Source organism: Streptomyces sp. P9(2023), assembly GCF_032436795.1.
GTDB lineage: Bacteria > Actinomycetota > Actinomycetes > Streptomycetales > Streptomycetaceae > Streptomyces.
Window position 1 is genome coordinate 1 of sequence record NZ_JAUPWM010000011.1, and the last position, 20,233, is coordinate 20,233.

Sequence of the window (20,233 nt, forward strand, 5' to 3'; positions counted from 1 at the left end):
GGCCATGCACCCGCCGGGACCGAGAGGTCACAACCCTACTCGTGAGGGCTGCAGAAGGGATGGTCCTCTAATGAGCGACGAGGACGGCGCCCCGGCCCAGGACGAGCCCAGAGACGGCGGCCCTTCCACCGGTGCCGACTCAGGAGGCGCAGGCGGACCGGGCGGAGCGGGCGGGCCGGGCGGTGCAGGGGGCGCGGCGGGAGCGGGCGGAGCGGCGGGCGGGGACCGGGGCGACGGCGCCGGCGCCGGCGAACAGCCGCCCGAGGCCAACCCCTTCGACCGGGCCGGCCGCAGCCCGCTCGACGGCGTGGGGGGCACCGGCACCGGCGGCGCCGGCACCGCACGCGCCGCCCTGCGCACCCTCGCGCCGCGCCCCTCCGGCCGTACGTACGAGATCGGCGGCGACGGCCAGGTATTCGAGGGCAACCAGTTCATCAACCAGTTCTGGTCGAGCCCCGGCACCCGCTCCGACCTCGTGCGGGGCCGCGTGCCCGAGGAGACCCTCCAGCACCTGGACGACGTGTACCGCGAGGTTCCCGGCTACGCGCGGATGCGGGACCTCCTGCGCGGCAACCGCCTCCTCGTCCTGTGCGGCGAACCCGGCAGCGGCCGCAAGGCCACCGCCCTCGCCCTGCTCTCCGAGGTGACCGCCCACAGGGTCAACCGGCTCGATCCCCGCCACCGCGTCGACGAGATCGCCACCGAGTCGCTGGAGAGCGGCTCCGGCCACCTCCTGGAACTCCCGTCCGACGAGGGCCGGGCCGAGCACGAGCCGCACCGGGGCCGCGACGAGCCCCGTGACCGGACCCGCCGTACCCGCGTACGCCTCTCCGAACTGCACCTCGACCGGTTCAGCGAGCAGCTGCGCGAACGGGAGGCGTACGGAGTCGTCCTGGTCGAGAGCGGCGACCTCGCCGACCGGCTGCTGCGCGGACGGTACGGGACGTACTGCCCGCCACCGCCCTCCGACGAGGTCCTCCACCGCCACCTGCGGACGCTGCTGCGCGGCGAACCCGAGGGGGCGCTCGACGGCGCGCTGACCCTGGCCCGGCGCGCCGACGTGACCAAGGCCCTCGGCCTCGACGCGCTGCGCCCCCGGGAGGCCGCCCGGCTCGCCGACCACCTGGCCCGGCGGCAGAAGGAGGAGCTGACGGACGCGGAACTCCTGGAGGACTGCTCGGCGTTCGTCCGCGCGCAGGCCCGCTCCTGGTTCGCCGGCGCGGACCGCCCCGGCACGCTGCCCGAGGCGCTGCCGGCCCTCAACGCCACCGCCTTCCGGATCGCCGTGGCCGTCTTCAACGGCTCGGCGTACAGCATCGCCGCCGAGGCGGCCGAACTCCTCACCTGGGAGCTCGCCGCCACCCTCGACCCCGAACAGCCCCCGGGGAGACGGCTTTTCGGCACCCATGCCGACAGTCGCCCGGTCCTCGCCCGCTCGGTCCTGGAGGACGGCGAACTCGACCTCGGAGCGGCCAAGGTCCCCGTCCGGGCCATCCGCTTCCAGGGCGAGGCGCTGGCCACGGCCGTCCTCGCCGAGGTCTGGTACGGCTACCACAACGTGCGCGGCCCGGTCTCCCGCTGGCTCCGGACGCTCTGCCACGACCCCCGCCCCGAGGTGTGGGTACGGGCCTCCATCGCCGCCGGTGTGCTGTGCTCCTGGGACTGGATCTACGGGTTCGGCGAGCTGATCGCCCCGATGGCGGCCATGGACAGCGCCGTACCGAGGATGGCGGCCGCCACCGCGCTCGCCGAGGCGGCCCGCAACCCGCGCGTGCAGCCGGCCGTCGTCGCCGTACTGAAGGACTGGGCGAGCGGCGACGACGACGAGCTCCGCGACACCGTCCTGCTCACCCACGGCTACGTACTGGCGGCCGGGACGGTGAACGGCTCGCTCGAAGCGCTGGCGCGGGTGGTGCGGCAGCGGGAGGCCACCGACGTGGAGGTGATCGCCACGGCCGCGTTCAGCGTCGTCCGGCTGCTCGCCGCGGGGGACCCGGAGACGGTCGTCCGGCGGATGGCCGCGTGGCTCCGGGACGGCCGGCTCAACCTGGCCAACCTGGTCCTCGTCTCCATGCTGAACACACTGACGTTCCGCACCACCCACCTCTGGGGGCTGCGGGACGTGCCCGAACTGGAGGCGCACGCCGCCCGCCCGCTGCTGGTGGCGCTGCTCGCCACCCGGCCCTCCCTGACACCGCACCTCGCGGGGCTGCTGCGGCACACGCTCAACACCGCGCGGTCGGGCGAGGCGGCCCTCGACGGCCTGGGAAGCCTGCTGCGCCGGGCGGCGAAGGACGAGGAGGCGCTCGACCACGTGTGCCGACTGCTGCCGCTGCTCGGGGTGAGCCGCAGGGACCGCGACCGGCTGCGCGGGCTGCTCAAGGAACTGGTCGGCGATCGCGACCGGCCGATGGACCGGCGGGCCGCGGGCCGGATGTGGGACGCGGTGGCGGAAGGAGCCGAGCGATGAACGACCCCGGGAACCAGAACGGCGGCGGCGCCGGCGGCGGACAGGGACAACGACGCCAGCAGGGCGCGCAGGGCGCGCAGGGACAGCGTGAGCCGCAGCGCGGGCAACAGCGTGAGCCGCAGCGCGGGCGCGGACAGCAGCAGGGACGGCAGGGCCAGCAGGGACGCCCGGGACAGCAGGGACAGGCAGGGCGGCAGGGGGCCGCCGGGCAGCGGGGAGAGGCGGGACAGCCGGGCATGGAGCGGGCCATCGGGCCGCTGATCGGCGAGGTCGCGCCCCCGTACCGCCGCACCAGCGGCACGGTCGCGGCCGTGCTGCTCTACCGGAACGGCGGCCACCGGATCATGTGGCCCGACCGCACCGAGGACACCAACAAGCCCCGGCTGAGCTCTCCGTACACCGTCTTCGAGGTCCTGACCGGCCGCCATGTCACCGAGTTCGAACTGAGCCTGCCCGCCTCCGGTGACGGCATCTTCTTCAAGGCCGCCGCCCGGGTCGTGTGGGAGGTGGCGGACCCGTACCTCGTCGTCACCCACCAGGTGTGGGACGTCGCCGAGTTGCTCCGGCACGACCTCCTCGACGGGCTGCGGGCGGTGTCCCGGCGGTTCCGGCTCACCGACGCCCAGCGCGCCGACGAGGCCGTACGCGAGGAGTTGAGCTCCGGGCGCTTCAGCCTCGGCGAGGACCTGGGGCTGCTCACCCGGGTCCTGGTCTTCATCGACCTGGACGACACGATCAAGGAGGAGATCGGCAAGCGGGACATGGTCGGCGTCTCCATGCAGGTCGACGAGCGGGAGATGGAGCAGCGACGGGTCAAGGAGCTGGCCGAGCGGCGGCTCGTCGCGGAACGGGCCCGCGATCTCGAAGAGCTGTTCCGGCGCGGCGACCTGGCGCAGATCGCGCACCACATGGCGATGAACCCCGACAAGCAGTGGGACATCAGGCGCGAGCTCCAGCACGAGAAGCGGGAGGGCCAGGCCGACTTCCTCGCGGTGTTCAACCGCCTGCTCGACACCGGGGTGCTTGAACGGCACGACATCGGTGAACCCATGTACCAGGTACTGGAGTTCCTGCGGGAGAGCACGGGCACGGTCCTCGGCGGCGTCGCGGGCCAGGTCCTCAACCCGCCCGGTCGCGCCCGCGGAAGAGCGGCCCTCGACAGTGCGCGCGCCGAACCCGTCCTGCCGCCGTGGCACGACGACACCGGCGACGAGGAGGAGCCGGCGGAGGCCGGCCGTGACGCGGTCGACCGTGAGCGGGCGGGCCGTGACGCGGCGGACCGTGAGCGGGCGGACGGTGAGCGGGCGGACGGTGAGCGGGCGGACCGTGACGGGGCCGGGCGTGATCGCGTGGAGCGGGACGAGGGACGGACGGTGTACGAGCCGACCCGCGTCCAGTCGTCCTCGGAACGCGACCGCGACGAGCGCGCCCGTCGCCGGTACCGGGACTTCGACGACCGGCGCGACGACGACGGACGCCATGACGACAGGCGGTACGACGACCGGGAGGACGGCCGGGACGACGACCGGGACTTCGACCGGGGCTACGACGACCGGCGGCGGGACGACCGTGACCGCGGCCGTCCACCCCGTCGCCCCAGCGCCGAATTCGACGACTGGGACACCGAATGACCTCCCCGACCCCGACCCCGACCTCAGCCCCGACCCCGACCCCGCCCCCCGCGCCCGTACCGGACCCCGCCGAGCTCCGCTTCATGGCCGAGCGGCTCCTCTCGACGGTCCGTGAGGACATCGGCCGCGCCGACACCAAGGCGGCGATCCTGCTCTCCGGAGCCCTCGCCTTCCTGGCGGTGGTCTTCTCCCGGGACCGCGGCCCGCTGCCCTCGTCCGGCGCGGGCCTCGTCCTGCTCCTCGTGGCCGGGACGCTGTGGACGGCCGGGGTCCTGATGCTCGTCTCGGTGGTGCTGCCGCGTACCCGTATCGGCGCCGACCGCACCCTGCTGCGCGAACTGACGGCGGGGACGAGCCCGGACGCGCTGCGCGACCGGCTCACGGCGTCCGGCGCGGACGTCACCGACTGGCTTCTCGAACAGGCGAGCGTGCACGGTGTCGTGCTCGCCGCGAAATACCGGTGGCTGCGGCTGGGCGTGTGCGCGCTCGCGCTCGGCTCGCTGCCGGCCCTCTTCAGCGGACTGTGGTGAGAGACGATGCAGTGGAGAAACACCGGGGGCGTCCTGCTCCTCGCCGGGGCGCTGCTCGCGCTCTCCGGCCCTCTGGGCACGGCCGGCCCGCTCGGCCCGGGTACGGCGGAAGCGGCGCAAGCGACCGCCGCGAAGGCAGCCGCGCCCGCGCCCGCCGAAGGCCCCGACCCCATCGACTTCGCCGTCGTCGTGGACCAGTCGGCGAGCCTCGCCGACAAGGACCTCGCCCTGGAGACGGAGGCGGCGGCCCTGCTCAGCCAGGGCGAGATATCCGAACGCTCCCGGGCCACCGTCATCGGCTTCGGCAGCTCCGAGAAGCCGGGCCAGTCCCCGGTCCGCGAGGTGTGCCCGCCGACCGTCGCCGACGCGGCCGGCCGGCAGCGCCTCAGCGACTGCGTACCGCAGTTGACCCGCCGGGACGCCGGCCGGATGGGCCCCGGCACCGACTTCCCCGCCGCGATCCGGCAGGCCGTCTCCCGGCTCACCGAGGACGGCCGTGAGAACACGCCCAAGGTCGTCTTCCTGCTCACCGACGGCAAGCTCGACGTCGGCGACAGCCCCGAGTACGGCACGGACAAGGCCAGTCGGCAGAGCAACGGCGAGAAGCGGCTCGCCGAGGAACTCGCCCGCGCCCGGGCCGCCTCCGTCCAGGTCTGGCCGCTGGGCTTCGGCGGTGAGATCGACCGCGCCGCGCTCACCGCGATGGCCGAGGGCGGCTACCGGGGCAGCTGCGCCGACGTGCCCGGGGCCGTACCCCGGATGCGGGTGGTCGACAGTGCGGCGGGCATCGACAAGGCGCTCCAGGAGACGTTCGCGGCGGCCCGCTGCGCGCGGATCGCCCACGGCACGGCCGGCAAGCCGCCGGCCGACCTCTCCGTCACCATCCCGCCGATCGCCACCGACGGTTCGCTCACGGTCGGCAAGCACGACCCGAAGGTGCGGGTGACGTACTACGACCCGAGCGGGCGGAAGGTACCCACCCAGGGTGAGCTCGACGGTTCCACCTTCGAAGTCAGTGGACAGGACGGCCCGGTCGAGGCGCTGCGCGTCAAGAACCCGATGCCCGGCCGCTGGCGCGTCAACATCGAGGCCCCGGAGGGCCACCGGGACCGTGAGGTCGCCGTACGCGCGATCTGGCAGGGCCGGCTCCGCTCCGAGGTCACCCTCGACCCCGCCTCGCCGCGCGCCGGCGAGGAGGCCGTCGTGGAGGTACGGATGCAGACCCGGCGCGGGGTCGTCATCACCGACCCCCAGCTGCTCGCGGGCGTCAGCGTCTCGGCCGTGCTCAGCGGCCCCGGCTTCGCACCGGTCAGGGTCAGGCTCGCCGACGACGGGCGGGCCCCGGACCGGCGGGCGGCGGACGTGCGGTTCACGGGGCGGATCACCGTGCCCGCCACCGCCACCGGCGACCTGGAACTCGTCACGGACATGGCGGCCCCCGGGATCACCTCCGACCGCCGCCCGCTGCACACCAAGATCACCGAGGGCACGCCCGCCGTCACGGCGGGGCTCACCGTCGACCGGGTGACCGTGCACCCCGGAGCCACCGTGCGCGGCACCCTGGACGTCACCAACAACGACAGCGGCCCGCACAGCCTGCGTCTCGCCCTGAAGGACCAGACACCCGGTGCCGATCTCAAGGTCTCGCCGGCCACCGTCACCGCCGAGGCGGGCCGCAAGACCCGCTTCGACTTCACGGTCACGGTCGGCGACGGCACTCCGGTAGGTGAACTGGGCGGCCAGGTCGTCGTCCTGGACACCGGGGACGGCGACCGCGACCTCGACACCGCCTTCCTCGACGTACGGGTGGAGGCGCCGCCGACCTGGTGGGACCGCTGGTGGGGCGCCGTGGCCGCCGCGGCGGCGGTCCTGCTGCTCGCCGGGGCCTTCACGGCCGTGCGGCTCCTCGCCGGGATCCGCCGCAAGGACCTGACCGGTGTCCGGCTCGAACTCCTCCGCGACGGACAGGTCCTGAGCACGATCGGCATCCGCAAGGGCCAGAGCCGTGGCGGCGAGTACCTCTTCACCATCGAGGAGGCGCGGGGCGCGGCACCCGCCCTCCGCCGGGCCCGCGGCTCGGCCGCCGCGCACCGGCTGCGCCGGACGGGCCGGGGCGATCTGCTGCTGCGCCCCAAGGGGGGCCGGGAGTTCGGCGTCCGCCTGGGAGTTCCGGCCGGCCTCGACGACTTCGAGCTCGTCGTGGGAGACGGCCGCCGCCCGAGCCGGGGTACGGACGCGGGCCGCACCCCCGGTACGGGTCGGACGGGCGGCTCGGGCGGCGGAGCCGACTCGGGACGTACGAGCGGCAGTACGAGCAGTACGCGCCGTACGAATCGAGGCGACCCCACCCGGACCCGCGGCCCCGGCGGCTGGCGGGAGCTGTTCAGGCGCCGCCCGTCCACCCCGGGCACCGACGGCCGCGACCGCGACCGCGACCGGCGCCGTACCGCGCGGCCCGATGCCCGCGGACCCACCGAGCAGTCCGGATCCACCGACGAACCGCACGGCGACTTCTGACCGGCTCACGCACCGACCGCACCGACCGCACCGAACGCACCGACCGCACCACCACGGTCTCAAGGGGAGACGTACATGAAGATCTACCAGCCCATGCTCTTCGTCGGCCTGGGCGGCACCGGCGGACGCATCGGCGGCGAGCTGGAGCGGAGCCTGCGCAGGGAGCTGTGCGGCCCCGACGGCACCGACCTCGTCGACGGCGGCAAGCGGCTGCCGTTCCAGTTGCCCGAGTGCCTCCAGTTCGTCTACGCCGACTTCAGCGAGACCGACCTGCAGAACCAGACGCAGTTCAAGGCCAGGGGCGCCGAGAGCCAGGCCTACGCCCGTACCTCCCGGATGATCCGCGACCTGCTCCCGGCCGAGTTCGACTCCTCGCCCGAGGTGACCCGCATGCTGCGGATCGCGCTGCACGAGGAGACCCGCTCGTGGCTGCCGCCGCAGGCCCGCCAGCCCCGGGTCGCCCCGCTGCACGACGGGGCGGGCCAGCTGCCGACCGTGGGCCGCGCCGCGCTGTTCGCGACGATGCGCCACGGCCTCGAACCGGTCCTGCGCCAGCTGCGCGAGGCCATCAGCGCCATCGGCACCTCGGCGGGCGACCTCCAGCGGGTCGGCGGCGGCCGGATCAGGGGCTGTGACGTCTTCGTCGCCTTCTCGGTGGCGGGCGGCACCGGCGCCGGCATCTTCTACGACTTCCTCCACCTCATCGGGCACGAGTTCCGCAACGCCAAGGTGCGGGGCGTGAAGATCTATCCGCTGGTGGTGATGCCGTCGGCGTTTCCGCCCGAGGCAGGCGGCGGCCGCGAGGCCGAACTGAACGCGGCGCGCTCCCTGGTGGACCTCTCGCGGCTCGTCGACGACCAGAACGTGCCGGACGCGCTCGACGAACTCGGTGACGTCGAGCAGCGCAGCCGGATCAGCGTCCGCTACCCGGGCGAGGGCGCCGTCAAGCTGCGTGCCTCCACCGTGCAGACCGCCTTCCTGTTCTCCAAGCCCGCCGTCATCCGCCCGGAGGACCTGCGCCGCTCCATCACCGCCATGGTGATGTCGCTCATCGGCACCGAGGTCGGTGAGGACTCCGGGACCGGCAACCGGGGTGGCGGCGACGACGACTACCAGTCCTTCGCCGCGAGCTTCGTCAACAAGAGCGTGGAGCGGTCCACCCCGGCCCGTACCGGCATCGGCTACCGCGGCATGTCCACCAGCCTCGCCGCCTCCCTCACCGTGCCGGTCGACGACCTCGCCGAGATCGTCGCCGCCCGGCTGCTCGCCCAGGCCGTCCGGGGCATGACCGAGCGGGCCCGCCGCCCCTCCTCCGAGGCCCCCGAGCTGGTCAAGGAGCTCTTCAACCGGTCCGGGGTCGGCCGGCTCTGGGTCCGTGAGGCGCCCGACGTGCCCGCACCGGAGGAACTCCCCAAGGGGAGCAAGGCGATCACCAAGGCACTCTTCGACCGGCTCGGCGACATGGAGGACTCGCTCGACCGTCTCGCGAGCACGCTCGAACGCGAAGTCCCCCGTCTCGTCGAGGAGTTCAAGCCGGGCACCGGCGTACGCGAACTCCTCGACAAGGCCGGGCCGTTCCAGCTGGAGGCCGTCCTGAACGGGCTGCCCGGCCACACGGACCGGGTGGCAAGGGAAGGCTTCACCGGCATGCTCGACAACCGCCGCAACGAGCCCGAACGGCAGCCGCACGTGCACAACCAGCCGCCGGTGATCCCGCACATCAAGCGCGGCGCCGGCGGCCTCGTACCGGCCCGCTGGAGCGATCCGGACGTCCAGGACGCGCTCGCCGAACAGGAGGACTGGTACACCTGGCGGGCCCGGAAGCTCTGGCACAGCGGCTGGCAGGAGGGCGAGACGCAGTGGCGGGACCCGCTGCACCGCATCGTCCACGACCTCGGCGAGCTGACCGGCGCGCTGCGCACCCACGAACAGGACGAGGGCCGCCTCTTCGCCGAGCGCAGGCGCGAGCTCTACCGCGACGACCGCACCGGCATCACCTACCTCCTGCCCCCGCAGAACAGCCTGCGGGCCTTCTACGACGACGTCCTCGACCGGCTCGCGCAGAGCGAGCGGCTCCCCGAGAACGTCGACGCCGCCACCCTCCTCGGCCGGCTCGTCAGGCCCGAGGACTGGCGCGCCGCCCTGGACGCCGTCCGCCGCTCGCCCGGCGCCGCCGTCAAGGAGATCAAGCAGGTCGTCGAACAGCGCGTCAAGCGGCTCTTCGGCGAGGCCAACGAGGACCGGTACGCGCGGCCCCTGCTGCCCTCCATGGAGCTGCTGCTGCGGGCCGCGTCCGGCGACGAGGCCGCCGAGTCGAAGATCGACGTGCGCTGGCTCGAACAGTTCCGCGCGGGGATCGCCGGACTGCTTCCGGTGGGCTTCAGCCCGGACGGCGGCGGGCCCCTGAAGACCCTCATCGTCCACCCGGCGAGCGAGTCCGACACCCGCGCGGCCGAGTACCTCGCCGAGGACCTGAACCTGCCGGCCGGGGGCACGCAGGAGTTCCGGGCCGTCGACACCGACTCGATCACCGTGGTCCTCTTCCGCAGCGGGATGAACCTCACCGACATCTCCGAGGTGCGTTCCGTCCTCAAACTCTGGTCGGAGGCACGGGACTCGGCCGGCGAGGACGACTTCCTGCACTGGCGTCAGCGGCTCGGCTATCAGGACGACTGGCTGGTCTCCACGGAGGAGGACCGGCAGCGGATCCTGCACCGGCTCCTCAGCGCGATGTGGAACGGGAACATTCGGATCCAGGGTCCGGCGGACTCCCCGGAACTGGTCCGGATCCGCCTCCAGGAGGGCGAGGCCGCGACGATGTCGCTGCGCCTGGAGGGCTTCGACGGAGCGCTCTCCAGCTGGGCCGGGCTGCTGCGCGGGTACGAGCAGTCGGCGCTGCTCGAAGAGAGCCAGATCGTCGAGGTGTTCTGCGAACGGCTCATGCGCTCGCTGCCGCGTGGGCTCACGCACGTGCCGGCCGAACCGTCGCCGCTCTTCGTCCATCTGATCGAGAAGGTCGTCCCGCGGCAGTTGGTCCTTCTCGACCAGCTGAGCGCGGAGTACGACGAGAGGGACGCGCAGTGGCTCGCGCCGCTGCGCCACTTCTGGGCGGAGACCTTCCCGGCCGCCATGAACCGGCGCTTCTCCGGGTCCGGCCACCCGGTACGGCCCAGCCTGCAGGCGCTCTTCGACCGGTACGTCCAAACCCAGACCCAGACCCAGGCCCAGACCCAGGCCCAGACCCAGGCCCAGACCCAGGCCCAGGCCTCGGCGCAGGCCTCGGCGCAGGCCGGGGCGCAGGACCGGGAGCGGACGGAGCCCCGGGCGCGGGCATCCGAGCCGCCGCCCGAGCCTGTACGTCGGGTGTCGTACGACTCCGCTGACGAACCCCGGCCTGAGCCCGAGCCGGCCCACCGCCCCGAGCCCGACCACCAGCCCCGGCCCGAGCCGGAGCCCGAGGAGGTTCGCCACCCCTGGGGCCTGGACGGTGAGGAGGAGTGAGCCCCCGCGCGACCCCGGAGCACCCGGTACCCGGCCACGCCGTGTGCCTCGACCTGCGGGCCCCGCTGCACGATCCCGACGGTGTGGTGCGCGCCGCGCTGGACGTCCCGCAGCCCACCGGCGACCGGCGCTTCGTCGTCCTGGACGACGCCGACATGCTCGTCGCCCACCAGCTCCTCCACGAGCGCCTGTCGTCCTACGGCCCCGCGCGGATCATCTGCCTGGCCGTCGGCGCCCCCGGGCAGCGCACCCTGCACCGGTCGCTCACCCTGCGCCCGCGCAACGCCGGGGTGCTCTGGCTGCTCGACGACCCGGACGACGCGGCGCTGCGCCCGCTGGTCGACATCGTGTCGGGCCCGGAGGTGTTCGCGGCCGTGCTCGGCGCGCTCGCGGAGGTGGTGCACGGCGTGGCCGTGCCCTCCGCCCGCGTCCTGGAGCACGACCTGACCGACGAGGCCCGGGCCCGCTCCTGGCGCCAGGCGGTGGAGGGCCTGGCCGGACCGGACGTACCCGCCCAGGCGCCCGCCACGGACGGGGTGCCCACCGAACTCGCCCTGCTCCTGGACGAGTCCGTCCCTCGCTCGCTCGCCGGGCACGACTGGCTCCCCGGCCACGGACGGGCCGGGGGCCTGCTCCTGACCTGCGAGGAGGCGCTGGACGACGCCGTCGAGGGCCATGCGCGGGTGCGCGGTCCGGCCGGTCTCCTCACCACGTCCGGCCCCGCGCACGACCTGCCGGGCGAGATCGAGCGGCTGGCCGAGTCCCTGAAACGGTTCCGTACCGCCGTCGCCGACGCGTTCGCCGTCGCGGGCGGCGCCCGGCTCACCGCCGAGCACCGCGGCCACCTGCGCGACCGGGGCGTCGAACTGCCCGAGATGCCACGGGAGATGAGCCGCGCCGGGATCGTCCCGGCGCTGCGCGACCACACCCACGAACTCATCGACCGCGGGCTCCCGCTGCGCTCCGTCGCCGCCCGGCTCGCGGCGCTCTCGTCCCGTACCGCACCGGCGGGCAGCGCCGCCCGGCTCGCCCGCCTCGACGAGGTCTGCCCGCCGGACGAGGCGCGACGGATGGCCGCGCAGCGGCCGTTCACGGCCGGCGGCTCGCGGCCCGTCGCCCTCGTGGTGAGCGGTGTCCTCGCCTTCCTCGCCGGGCTCTGGCCGGTCGTCGGCTGGGCCGCCGGCCCCGCCGTCGGTGTGCTGGCCGCCGCCCTCGCCCATCTGATGCTGCGGCGCAGGCCCAACCGCTCGCCCGACGGCCGGCTCGACGGCGGCGGCAGCACCGGCGCCGCGCCCCGGCTCTTCGGCGGCCTCGTCGGCGGTGTGCTGGGAGCGGCCGTGGGCCAGCTCGTAGGCCTGCCGCACTGGGCGGGCGCCGTGGCCGCCGCGCTCGCCGTGGCCGGCGTCGTGGGGCTCGCGCTGCGGGACTGGACGCGGGCCGTGGACGACTGGTGGGCCCGGGTGGACGCGGAGCGCGCGGGACCCGTACTGAAGGAGATCCACGCCCTGGTGATCACGACGGCCGTGCACGACTGGCTCTTCGCCGACGTGCGCCACCACTGCTCGGACGGCGCCGGGGCGGTGGCCCGACTGCTCCGGGGCCTGGCGACGACGGCGGACGCGTACAGGTACGACGGGTACGGGACCACGGGGACCAGCGGGACCATCGGCACCGGGACTCCCGGGCCCCTGAACGCCCCCGCGGCCTCCGCTCCCGAGCGCACCGACCCGTCGACCGGCGCGGGCGCGGGCGCGGGCGCGGGCTGGAGCTGGGGCGACTGGGCGGACAGCGACGGCGACGACCTCTGGTCCGACGCACCGGACGATCCCGCTCCGGAACCCCGTGGACCTGCCTCCTTCGAGCCCGTCGCACCCGCACACGCACACGCACACGCACACGAGACCGAGGACTCCCCGCCCGCCTGGCTGGAGCGCACGCACGGCGACGGCGGTCCCGCGCTCGTGGACACGCTCGTCGCCGACCTGGTCGAGGGCACCGTCCGGATCCTCGACGGCTGCTGGGCCGGGATCGAGCGCGATCCGGCGAACGCCGGCCGGCTGCCGCTGGCCGAGCGGTTGACCGATCTCCTTGACGAGACCCGCGTACGCCTCGAACGGGACGTCGCGGCCTCCCCGCCGCCCGGCGCGGGGGAGCGGCGCCCCCGGCCCGACGCGGCCCGGCTCACCGGGGTCGCGCCCGACGCGGTGGCCCGGCTGATCGCCGCCGACGACGACCCCGACCGCACGGTCCCGATGTGCGGCCCCGAGCACCTCCGGCTGCTGTCGCACGACCCGGGCGCCGTCCGCCAGGTCCGCTTCGTACCGGAGACCATGCGCCGGGGCGCCACCGGAGACGACATCTGGCGGGGCACGGCGGAGGACGTGGAGTGGACGAGTGCCGGACGCCACGCCGGCGTCCTGCGTCTCGTACCGCTGCGCCCGGACGTGGTACGCATCGTCAGGGCAGAGGAGGCGGGAGCGCCATGACCGAACCCGACGACGCACAGCAACACACCGGCCCCCAGGAGGAGTTGGAGTTCTCCACCCACCTCGGGGAGTCGATCCGCTTCTCCGTCCGCTACGGCCCGGACCGCCGGGCGTACGGCCGCCCGGGCGTGCTCGCCCGCGAGGTCACCCTGAGCGCCGGCTGGCCGGTCCTCCAGTACCGGCTGCCCCTCTCGGCGCAGGCCGACCCGCACGCGTACGGCGCGCTCGAACGGGAGGTGTCCGCCGCCGTCGCGCTCGAACGGCGTTACGGCGCCGAGGGGTTCGGCGAGGTCTTCACCCGGGTGGTCGGCTTCGACCTGGAGTGCGCGGAGCCCTACGTGCTCTACCGGCCGCCCACCGGGGTGCCGCTCACCGAGTGCGCCGACCGGCTCGGCGGCGACGAGCAGCTGCGGGTGATCGCCCAACTCGCGCTCGCCGTACGCCTGCTGCACGCCGCCGAGCTGGTGCACCGGTCGCTCGCCCCCGACACCGTGCGCTGGGACGGCACCCATGTGCGGCTGTGCGCGCCGTACGCGGCGCTGCGCGACGGCGAGGCCCGCGAGGCCTTCGGCGCGGCGCCGTGGGCCTCGCCCGAACAGCGCGCGGGGCGCGGCGCCGCCGACACCCGCGACGACCTGTGGTCGGTCGGCAGGATCGGCTACCACCTCCTCTCCGGTCACCCCGACCGGGGCGAGGGGCCGCCCGAGGACCTCGGCGACTACCGCCGCCTGGCGGCGCTCGAACACAGCGGACTCTTCGCGCCGGCGGCGGCCGAACGGCCTTCCCCCGTCGAACTGTTGAGGCTGCTGCACGTCACCGATCCGCTCGCCACCGCCGTCGGGACGGCTGATCCGCTCAGCCGCGGCCGCGCGGAGTACGACGCCCGGCTCGCGAGCAAACGCGAGGCGTCGGCGACGACGGGGTCGCAGTGGTCGGAGCGGCCGCAGTGGTCGGAAGAGGAGCCGGTACGGGAGGGTCCGCGCAACCCGTACGACCTGGTGCCGCCCCGACTCTCCCTGCGCGCCCGGCTGTTCGGCGGCGACGGATCCGAGCGGAACGCACCGGCACCCGTCCCCGCGCCGGCGCCCATGGCCGCTCCCGTCCCGGCGCGGTCGCGCGGGCGGATGTGCCCGCACTGCCTGCTCCCGGTGGAGTACGACGAGAGTCTGCTCGTCACCATCGACGCGAAGGGCAACCGGATACCGCTCGACCTCGCCGCCGAACCCCGCCCCGCCCACCGGCGGGAACTCCTGCGCAAGGCGTACCACCTGTGCCCGCACGCGGGCCCCGGGGACGAGGCGCACGAACTGCCCGTGCCGTACCTGACCAACGGCGAGCCGCTGTCCATCGCCTTCGTCGGCAGCTCGTCCGTCGGCAAGACCCACCTGCTCGCGGCCATGCTCGGCGAGGTCGAACTCGGCGGCCTGGAGCGGTACGGACTGAAGTGCCTGCCGCTGAACCCGGACGCGCACCGCACGTTCCTGCGCGAGCGCGTGCAGAGTCTGCAGCAGGGGCGGCAGTTGGGCCGTACCGGCCAGCAGACGTTCGCCCGGTTCGCCGACGGGCTGCTGGTCTCGGCCGGGGGCGCGACGCCCCGGCCCGTCGTCTTCTTCGACCTGGCCGGCGAGGACCTCGCCCAGGACGGGACGGTGACGAACTTCCTGTCGGGCGTCGACGCGTTCGTCTTCGTACTGGACCCGCTGCGGGCCCTGCGGATGGCGTCGCTCGACCCGGTGCGCGAGCAGGACGGCCTGCCCCGCCGGGACCTGGGCGACGAGGCGTTCGCCACGGTCCTCAACCGGCTGGAGCGGCGGGACGACGGACTCGTCGGCGCGGCGGCGGCCATCGCCGTCAACAAGTCCGACCTGGTCCGCTTCGAACCGGCCGTGGACCGCTGGCTGGGCCGCGGGCTGCCGCCGAGGCTCGACCGGGACGCGCTGCGGGCCGAGAGCCGGGACGTCTACGCCTTCCTGTCCCACTACGCGAGCCGCGCCTGGCTCAGGCCCTTCGACGACTGCGCCCGCTGCACGCTGCACTTCGTCGCGGCGACCGGCGGGCAGGCGAAGGGGGACCGGTTCCCGCACGGGGCCCGGTCGCGCCGGGTCCTCGCGCCGCTGTTGTCCGTCTTCGCCATGTGCGGGCTGCTTCCCGGGGCGGAACCGATCGAGGAGGGGGCCTGATGGCCCGGTCGAGATACGAGGCGGACCAGATCGTCTTCCGCTGGGACAGCGAGAACGCCGTCGGCACCACCGGGTTCGGCCCGGTGGCGTGGTCGGGGCCGCGGGACGAGGTGGAGACGCTCTTCCACATCTACGGCGCGCTGCTGCGGGCGAGCGGGGAGGAGACCCGGCCCGCGCTGCTCCGGGTGGAGCAGCGCGCGGGCGTCGTGCTGATCCGGCGCATGCCGGGGCAGGACCCGGGCGGGCGGACGTCGGTGGTCTGCCACGCGCTCGTCGGCTCGCCGGAACTCCTTGACCCGGCGTTCTGTCTCGGGCTGCACGGGTGGGACTGGGAGGGGGCGGAGCTGCCGTCGGGGCGGGTACGGGGGTCGCTGCCCGTGGTCCCGAGGGACGCGCTGGTGGCCTCGTCGGTGGCCGGTCAGCGGGCGCTCGACCTGGCGGGTCCGCGTGTCGAGCGTGAACTGACGGGCGCGGTGGCGGAGTTGCTACGGCACCCGCAGGCGCGGTTCACGCTCCTGGACGAGCGGGGCGACACCGCGTACGCGGTGCTGCGGGGGCTGCACGCGATGTTCGGTGACGTGCCGCGTCCGCGCCGCTGGACCTTCGCCAGCCACGACACGGCCGAACTGACCAAGCTGCGTTACGTGTTCGTCGGTCAGTGGGCGGGGGCGGCCAGCCGGAACACGGACCGTCGCCGGGTGGACCCCCGCGAGCGGGTCGGCGACATGGCGGAGGAGCTCGCGGCGCGCCTGGTCCACCACCACCTCGGCGGCCCGGAGGGCGCGGTCGTGGCGGCCCTCCGCGAGGCCCCGGGCGCGGCCGACCTGTCGCTCCTGGAGACGGCCGAACGCGCGGTGACCCGCCTGGACAAGCCGTCCCGCGCAAGGAGCCCGTACGACCGGCCGAACTCCCCGGAACCCGCCCGCGGCACACCGTGGGTCGCGGACGACGCGGCGTACCCGCCACCCCCGGCCTTGACGCCGGACACCCGGGACACCCGGGACGCCTACGGCGAGACCCCGGCGGCGTCCTCCCCGTACGACGACACCCCGAGCGCGCCGCCGCACCCACGCGACGACCGGTCGCGGGGCGTGTCGGGTTCGTACGGGGAGGCCCCGGGGGCGGAAGTCGCCCGTGAGGACAGCGGGCTCTCCGGTGCGTACCGGGACGAGCCCGCCGGGCCGTCCCCGTACCGCGAGAGCCCGAGCGGGCCGTCCCCGTACCGCGAGGCCCCCGGCGGCCCGCCGCCGGTGCGGGAGGATCCGGGGCAGGAAGCGTCCGGGCTGTACCGGGACTTCCCCGGCCCGCCGCCCGCACCCGCCGGGAACCCGGCGCTGCCGCCCATGCACCAGTCAGCGCCGCCCGCGCCATCCACACCGTCCGCGCCGCCCGCGCCGTCCGCGCCGCCCCCGCAGCCCATGCGCCAGGCCACCGCCGCTCCCGCCCCGCACCAGGCCACCGGCCCCGCCGCACCCCAACGCCCCCCGGAGCCCCCCGAGTCCTACCCCCGGCCCGCCCCGGCCCCCGCCGAGGGCCTTCTGCCCGTCGTGGCGCCCGTGTGGCGGGAGCCCAAGGGCGGGCGGACGTGGTGGCGCAGGGGCAGGTCGCGGCGCGGGAGGCCCGTCGAGACCGGTCTCGTACGGTGGCTCTCCGCCGCGCCCGACGACGCCGAGGCGCGCATCCGGGCCGCCGGCGACGCCGAACTGCTCACCGCGCTCCGGGGGCACCGCCCGTACCAGGTCACCACCCTCCTCATGCACGAGCTCGCCCGCCGCGTGCCCACCTGGCCGCACCCCATGCGCCGCGAGTTCCGCGATCTCGTCCTCGCCCACGAACTCTTCGTGACCGCACCGCGCTCCGCCCTCCTCGGCGAACCCGACGACACCGAGCGCGCCGCCAACGCCGCCGCTCTGTACCGCTGGGCCGTGCGCCCGCTCCTCGACGAGGGCGACGCCCCGGCCCCCGGCGTGCTCGTCGTGCTGCTGACCCGGCTCCGGGCCAGCCCCGTCCCCGCCGCCCGGTCCGCGTTCGCGCAGATCGTGGACGACGAGCGGCCCGGACTCCCCGAGGCCGTCTGGCGGGGACTCGTCCAGGAACCCCGGCCGACGGAGCCGCCCCGGACGCACCAGACCCAGCCGCCCGTACACCAGCCGCCCGTACACCAGCCACCCCTACACCAGCCGCCCCTACACCAGCCGCCCCTACACCAGCCGCCCGTACACCAGCCACCCGTCCCCCCGCCCCCCGCACCCCCACCGGCACCACCCGATGCAGCGACCGCACCCCCACGCGCCCCCGGCGACGGCCGGCTCGTCGCGCTGACGCTGCTCGCCGCTCTGGTCACCCTCGTGGTCGTCATCGTCGCCGTCTCCGTCACGTGAGAACCACGCGCGAGCCGCCCGGCTCCGTCAGGATGGGCGCATGGGATTCGATGTCGCTTCCGAGGCCGGGCGGCTCCGCCGCGTCATACTGCACCGGCCCGATCTGGAGCTGAAGAGGCTGACACCCTCGAACAAGGACGCTCTCCTCTTCGACGACGTGCTCTGGGTGCGCCGCGCCCGGCAGGAGCACGACGGGTTCGCCGACGTCCTGCGCGACCGGGGCGTCGAAGTCCATCTCTTCGGGGACCTCCTGGCGGAGTCCCTCGAACTGCCCGCCGCCCGCAAACTCGTCCTGGACCGGGTCTTCGACGAGAAGGAGTACGGTCCGCTCGCCGCCGACCACCTCCACGCGGCCTTCGACTCCCTGGACGCACCCGCGCTCGTCGAGGCGCTGGTCGGCGGGATGACCAAGCGGGAGTTCCTGGCCGCGCACCGCGAGCCCACCTCGGTCCGGTTCCACGCGATGGACCTGGACGACTTCATCCTGGGGCCGCTGCCGAACCACATCTTCACCCGGGACACCTCCGCCTGGATCTACGACGGCGTCTCCATCAACGCGATGCGCTGGCCCGCCCGCCAGCGCGAGACGGTCCACTTCGAGGCGATCTACAAGCACCACCCGCTCTTCACCGGCCCGGAGGCGGGCACCTTCCATCTCTGGTCCGAGGGTCAGGCCGACTACCCGTCCACCATCGAGGGCGGCGACGTCCTCGTCATCGGCAACGGCGCCGTGCTGATCGGGATGAGCGAGCGGACCACCCCGCAGGCGGTGGAGATGCTGGCCCGGGGCATGTTCGCGGCCGGCTCGGCCCGTACGATCATCGCCCTCGACATGCCGAAGCGCCGCGCGTTCATGCACCTCGACACGGTGATGACGATGGTCGACCACGACACCTTCACCCAGTACGCGGGGCTCGGCATGCTCCGCTCGTACACGATCGAACCGGGCGACGAGGGCCAGTCCCTGCGGGTCACCGACCACCCGCCCGAGCACATGCACAGCGCGATCGCGGCCGCCCTCGGCCTCCAGGACATCCGGGTCCTCACCGCGACGCAGGACGTCCACGCGGCGGAGCGCGAGCAGTGGGACGACGGTTGCAACGTCCTCGCCGTCGAGCCCGGCGTGGTGGTGGCGTACGAGCGGAACTCCACCACCAACACCCATCTGCGCAAACAGGGCATCGAGGTGATCGAGATCCCCGGCAGCGAGCTGGGCCGGGGGAGGGGCGGCCCGCGCTGCATGAGCTGCCCGGTGGAGCGCGACGCCGTGTGAGGAGCGGCGGCGGACAAATGGGCGGGCGAACCCCTGTATAGCCATGCTGATCTACGTATAGACTTCCAGTCGTAGAGTTGTTCGCCCTCCCCGACCGTACCCAGGAGCGCCCCATGGCCACCGACCTCATCGGCCGCCACTTCCTCAAGGAGCTGGACTTCACCGCCGAGGAGTTCCGCGGGCTGATCGAGCTGGCCGCCGAGCTGAAGGCGGCCAAGAAGGCGGGCGCGGAGGTCCAGCGGCTGCGCGGCCGGAACATCGCCCTGATCTTCGAGAAGACCTCCACCCGGACCCGGTGCGCCTTCGAGGTCGCCGCCGCCGATCAGGGCGCCTCCACCACCTACCTGGACCCCTCCGGTTCGCAGATCGGCCACAAGGAGTCGGTCAAGGACACCGCCCGGGTGCTCGGCCGCATGTTCGACGCGATCGAGTACCGCGGCGACAGCCACTCGAAGGTCGAGGACTTCGCCGCCCACGCGGGCGTGCCCGTGTTCAACGGTCTGACCGACGACTGGCACCCCACCCAGATGCTCGCCGACGTCCTCACCATGACCGAGCACACCGACAAGCCGCTCGCCGCGGTCGCCTTCGCCTACCTCGGCGACGCCCGCTTCAACATGGGCAACTCCTACCTCGTCACCGGCGCCCTCCTCGGCATGGACGTCCGGATCGTGGCCCCCAAGGCGTACTGGCCGGCCGACGCGATCGTCGCCTCCGCCCGCGCGCTCGCGGAGAACAGCGGCGCGAAGATCACCCTCACCGAGGACGTCGCCGAGGGGGTCAGGGGCGCGGACTTCGTCGCCACCGACGTCTGGGTCTCCATGGGGGAGCCGAAGGAGGTCTGGGACGAGCGCATCGCCGACCTCGCGCCGTACGCCGTGACCATGGACGTCCTGCGCGCCACCGGCAACCCGGACGTGAAGTTCCTGCACTGCCTGCCGGCCTTCCACGACCTCGGCACGGCCGTCGGCCGCGACATCCACGCCCGGCACGGCCTGACCGAGCTGGAGGTCTCCGACGAGGTCTTCGAGTCCGAGCACTCCGTCGTGTTCGACGAGGCCGAGAACCGGATGCACACGATCAAGGCGGTCCTCGTCGCCACGATGGCCGGCGACCTCGGATAGCGATCGGGCGGCGATCGCTCAGCGGTCGGATAGCGATACGCCCGATTGGGTGTATATGCGATCCCATGGTTACCATCGGGTCGATTGGTGGGGTTCGAGCTCGCACGCTCGGACCCCACTCGCGCGTCCGCCCCCCGCGC

10 protein-coding genes are annotated in these 20,233 nt (G+C 74.3%); all 10 read left to right on the top strand.

The window, feature by feature from the left end; genetic code table 11:
• Positions 1-70: 70 nt before the first annotated feature.
• Positions 71-2,470: a hypothetical protein gene (locus tag Q5762_RS17395; RefSeq protein WP_315893035.1), complete on the top strand. Its 2,400-nt coding sequence runs from the start codon at positions 71-73 to the stop codon at positions 2,468-2,470.
• Positions 2,467-4,101: a hypothetical protein gene (locus Q5762_RS17400; protein WP_315893036.1), complete on the top strand. Its 1,635-nt coding sequence runs from the start codon at positions 2,467-2,469 to the stop codon at positions 4,099-4,101. The genes Q5762_RS17395 and Q5762_RS17400 overlap by 4 nt, the downstream gene beginning before the upstream one ends.
• Complete coding sequence (locus Q5762_RS17405; RefSeq protein WP_315893037.1) at positions 4,098-4,631, top strand: Pycsar system effector family protein; 534 nt, start codon at positions 4,098-4,100, stop codon at positions 4,629-4,631. The genes Q5762_RS17400 and Q5762_RS17405 overlap by 4 nt, the downstream gene beginning before the upstream one ends.
• Positions 4,632-4,637: 6 nt before the next feature.
• Positions 4,638-7,148: a vWA domain-containing protein gene (locus Q5762_RS17410; protein WP_315893038.1), complete on the top strand. Its 2,511-nt coding sequence runs from the start codon at positions 4,638-4,640 to the stop codon at positions 7,146-7,148.
• Positions 7,149-7,223: 75 nt separating this feature from the next.
• Complete coding sequence (locus Q5762_RS17415; RefSeq protein ID WP_315893039.1) at positions 7,224-10,649, top strand: tubulin-like doman-containing protein; 3,426 nt, start codon at positions 7,224-7,226, stop codon at positions 10,647-10,649.
• On the top strand, positions 10,646-13,135 hold the full coding sequence (locus Q5762_RS17420) for a hypothetical protein (protein ID WP_315893040.1): 2,490 nt from the start codon (positions 10,646-10,648) through the stop codon (positions 13,133-13,135). Before Q5762_RS17415 ends, Q5762_RS17420 begins: the two co-directional genes overlap by 4 nt.
• Positions 13,132-15,315 carry a hypothetical protein gene (locus Q5762_RS17425; protein ID WP_315893041.1) on the top strand — a complete coding sequence of 728 codons (2,184 nt, stop codon included), beginning with the start codon at positions 13,132-13,134 and terminating at the stop codon, positions 15,313-15,315. The genes Q5762_RS17420 and Q5762_RS17425 overlap by 4 nt, the downstream gene beginning before the upstream one ends.
• Entirely contained in the window at positions 15,315-17,696 is a 2,382-nt protein-coding gene (locus Q5762_RS17430; protein WP_315893042.1) for a hypothetical protein, read from the top strand. Before Q5762_RS17425 ends, Q5762_RS17430 begins: the two co-directional genes overlap by 1 nt.
• 40 nt (positions 17,697-17,736) lie before the next feature.
• Positions 17,737-18,969 (top strand): arginine deiminase, encoded by a 1,233-nt coding sequence (locus Q5762_RS17435; protein ID WP_315893043.1) that lies wholly within the window; start codon positions 17,737-17,739, stop codon positions 18,967-18,969.
• Positions 18,970-19,082: 113 nt separating this feature from the next.
• Positions 19,083-20,093: an ornithine carbamoyltransferase gene (argF, locus tag Q5762_RS17440; RefSeq protein WP_315893044.1), complete on the top strand. Its 1,011-nt coding sequence runs from the start codon at positions 19,083-19,085 to the stop codon at positions 20,091-20,093.
• The last annotated feature ends 140 nt before the right edge of the window (positions 20,094-20,233 follow it).

Excerpts from the sequence above, each read along its gene's own strand:
- Q5762_RS17395 (WP_315893035.1), top strand. The coding sequence starts at position 71 with ATGAGCGACGAGGACGGCGCCCCGGCCCAGGACGAGCCCAGAGACGGC.
- Q5762_RS17400 (WP_315893036.1), top strand. The coding sequence starts at position 2,467 with ATGAACGACCCCGGGAACCAGAACGGCGGCGGCGCCGGCGGCGGACAG.
- Q5762_RS17405 (WP_315893037.1), top strand. The coding sequence starts at position 4,098 with ATGACCTCCCCGACCCCGACCCCGACCTCAGCCCCGACCCCGACCCCG.
- Q5762_RS17410 (WP_315893038.1), top strand. The coding sequence starts at position 4,638 with ATGCAGTGGAGAAACACCGGGGGCGTCCTGCTCCTCGCCGGGGCGCTG.
- Q5762_RS17415 (WP_315893039.1), top strand. The coding sequence starts at position 7,224 with ATGAAGATCTACCAGCCCATGCTCTTCGTCGGCCTGGGCGGCACCGGC.
- Q5762_RS17425 (WP_315893041.1), top strand. The coding sequence starts at position 13,132 with ATGACCGAACCCGACGACGCACAGCAACACACCGGCCCCCAGGAGGAG.
- Q5762_RS17430 (WP_315893042.1), top strand. The coding sequence starts at position 15,315 with ATGGCCCGGTCGAGATACGAGGCGGACCAGATCGTCTTCCGCTGGGAC.
- Q5762_RS17435 (WP_315893043.1), top strand. The coding sequence starts at position 17,737 with ATGGGATTCGATGTCGCTTCCGAGGCCGGGCGGCTCCGCCGCGTCATA.
- argF (WP_315893044.1), top strand. The coding sequence starts at position 19,083 with ATGGCCACCGACCTCATCGGCCGCCACTTCCTCAAGGAGCTGGACTTC.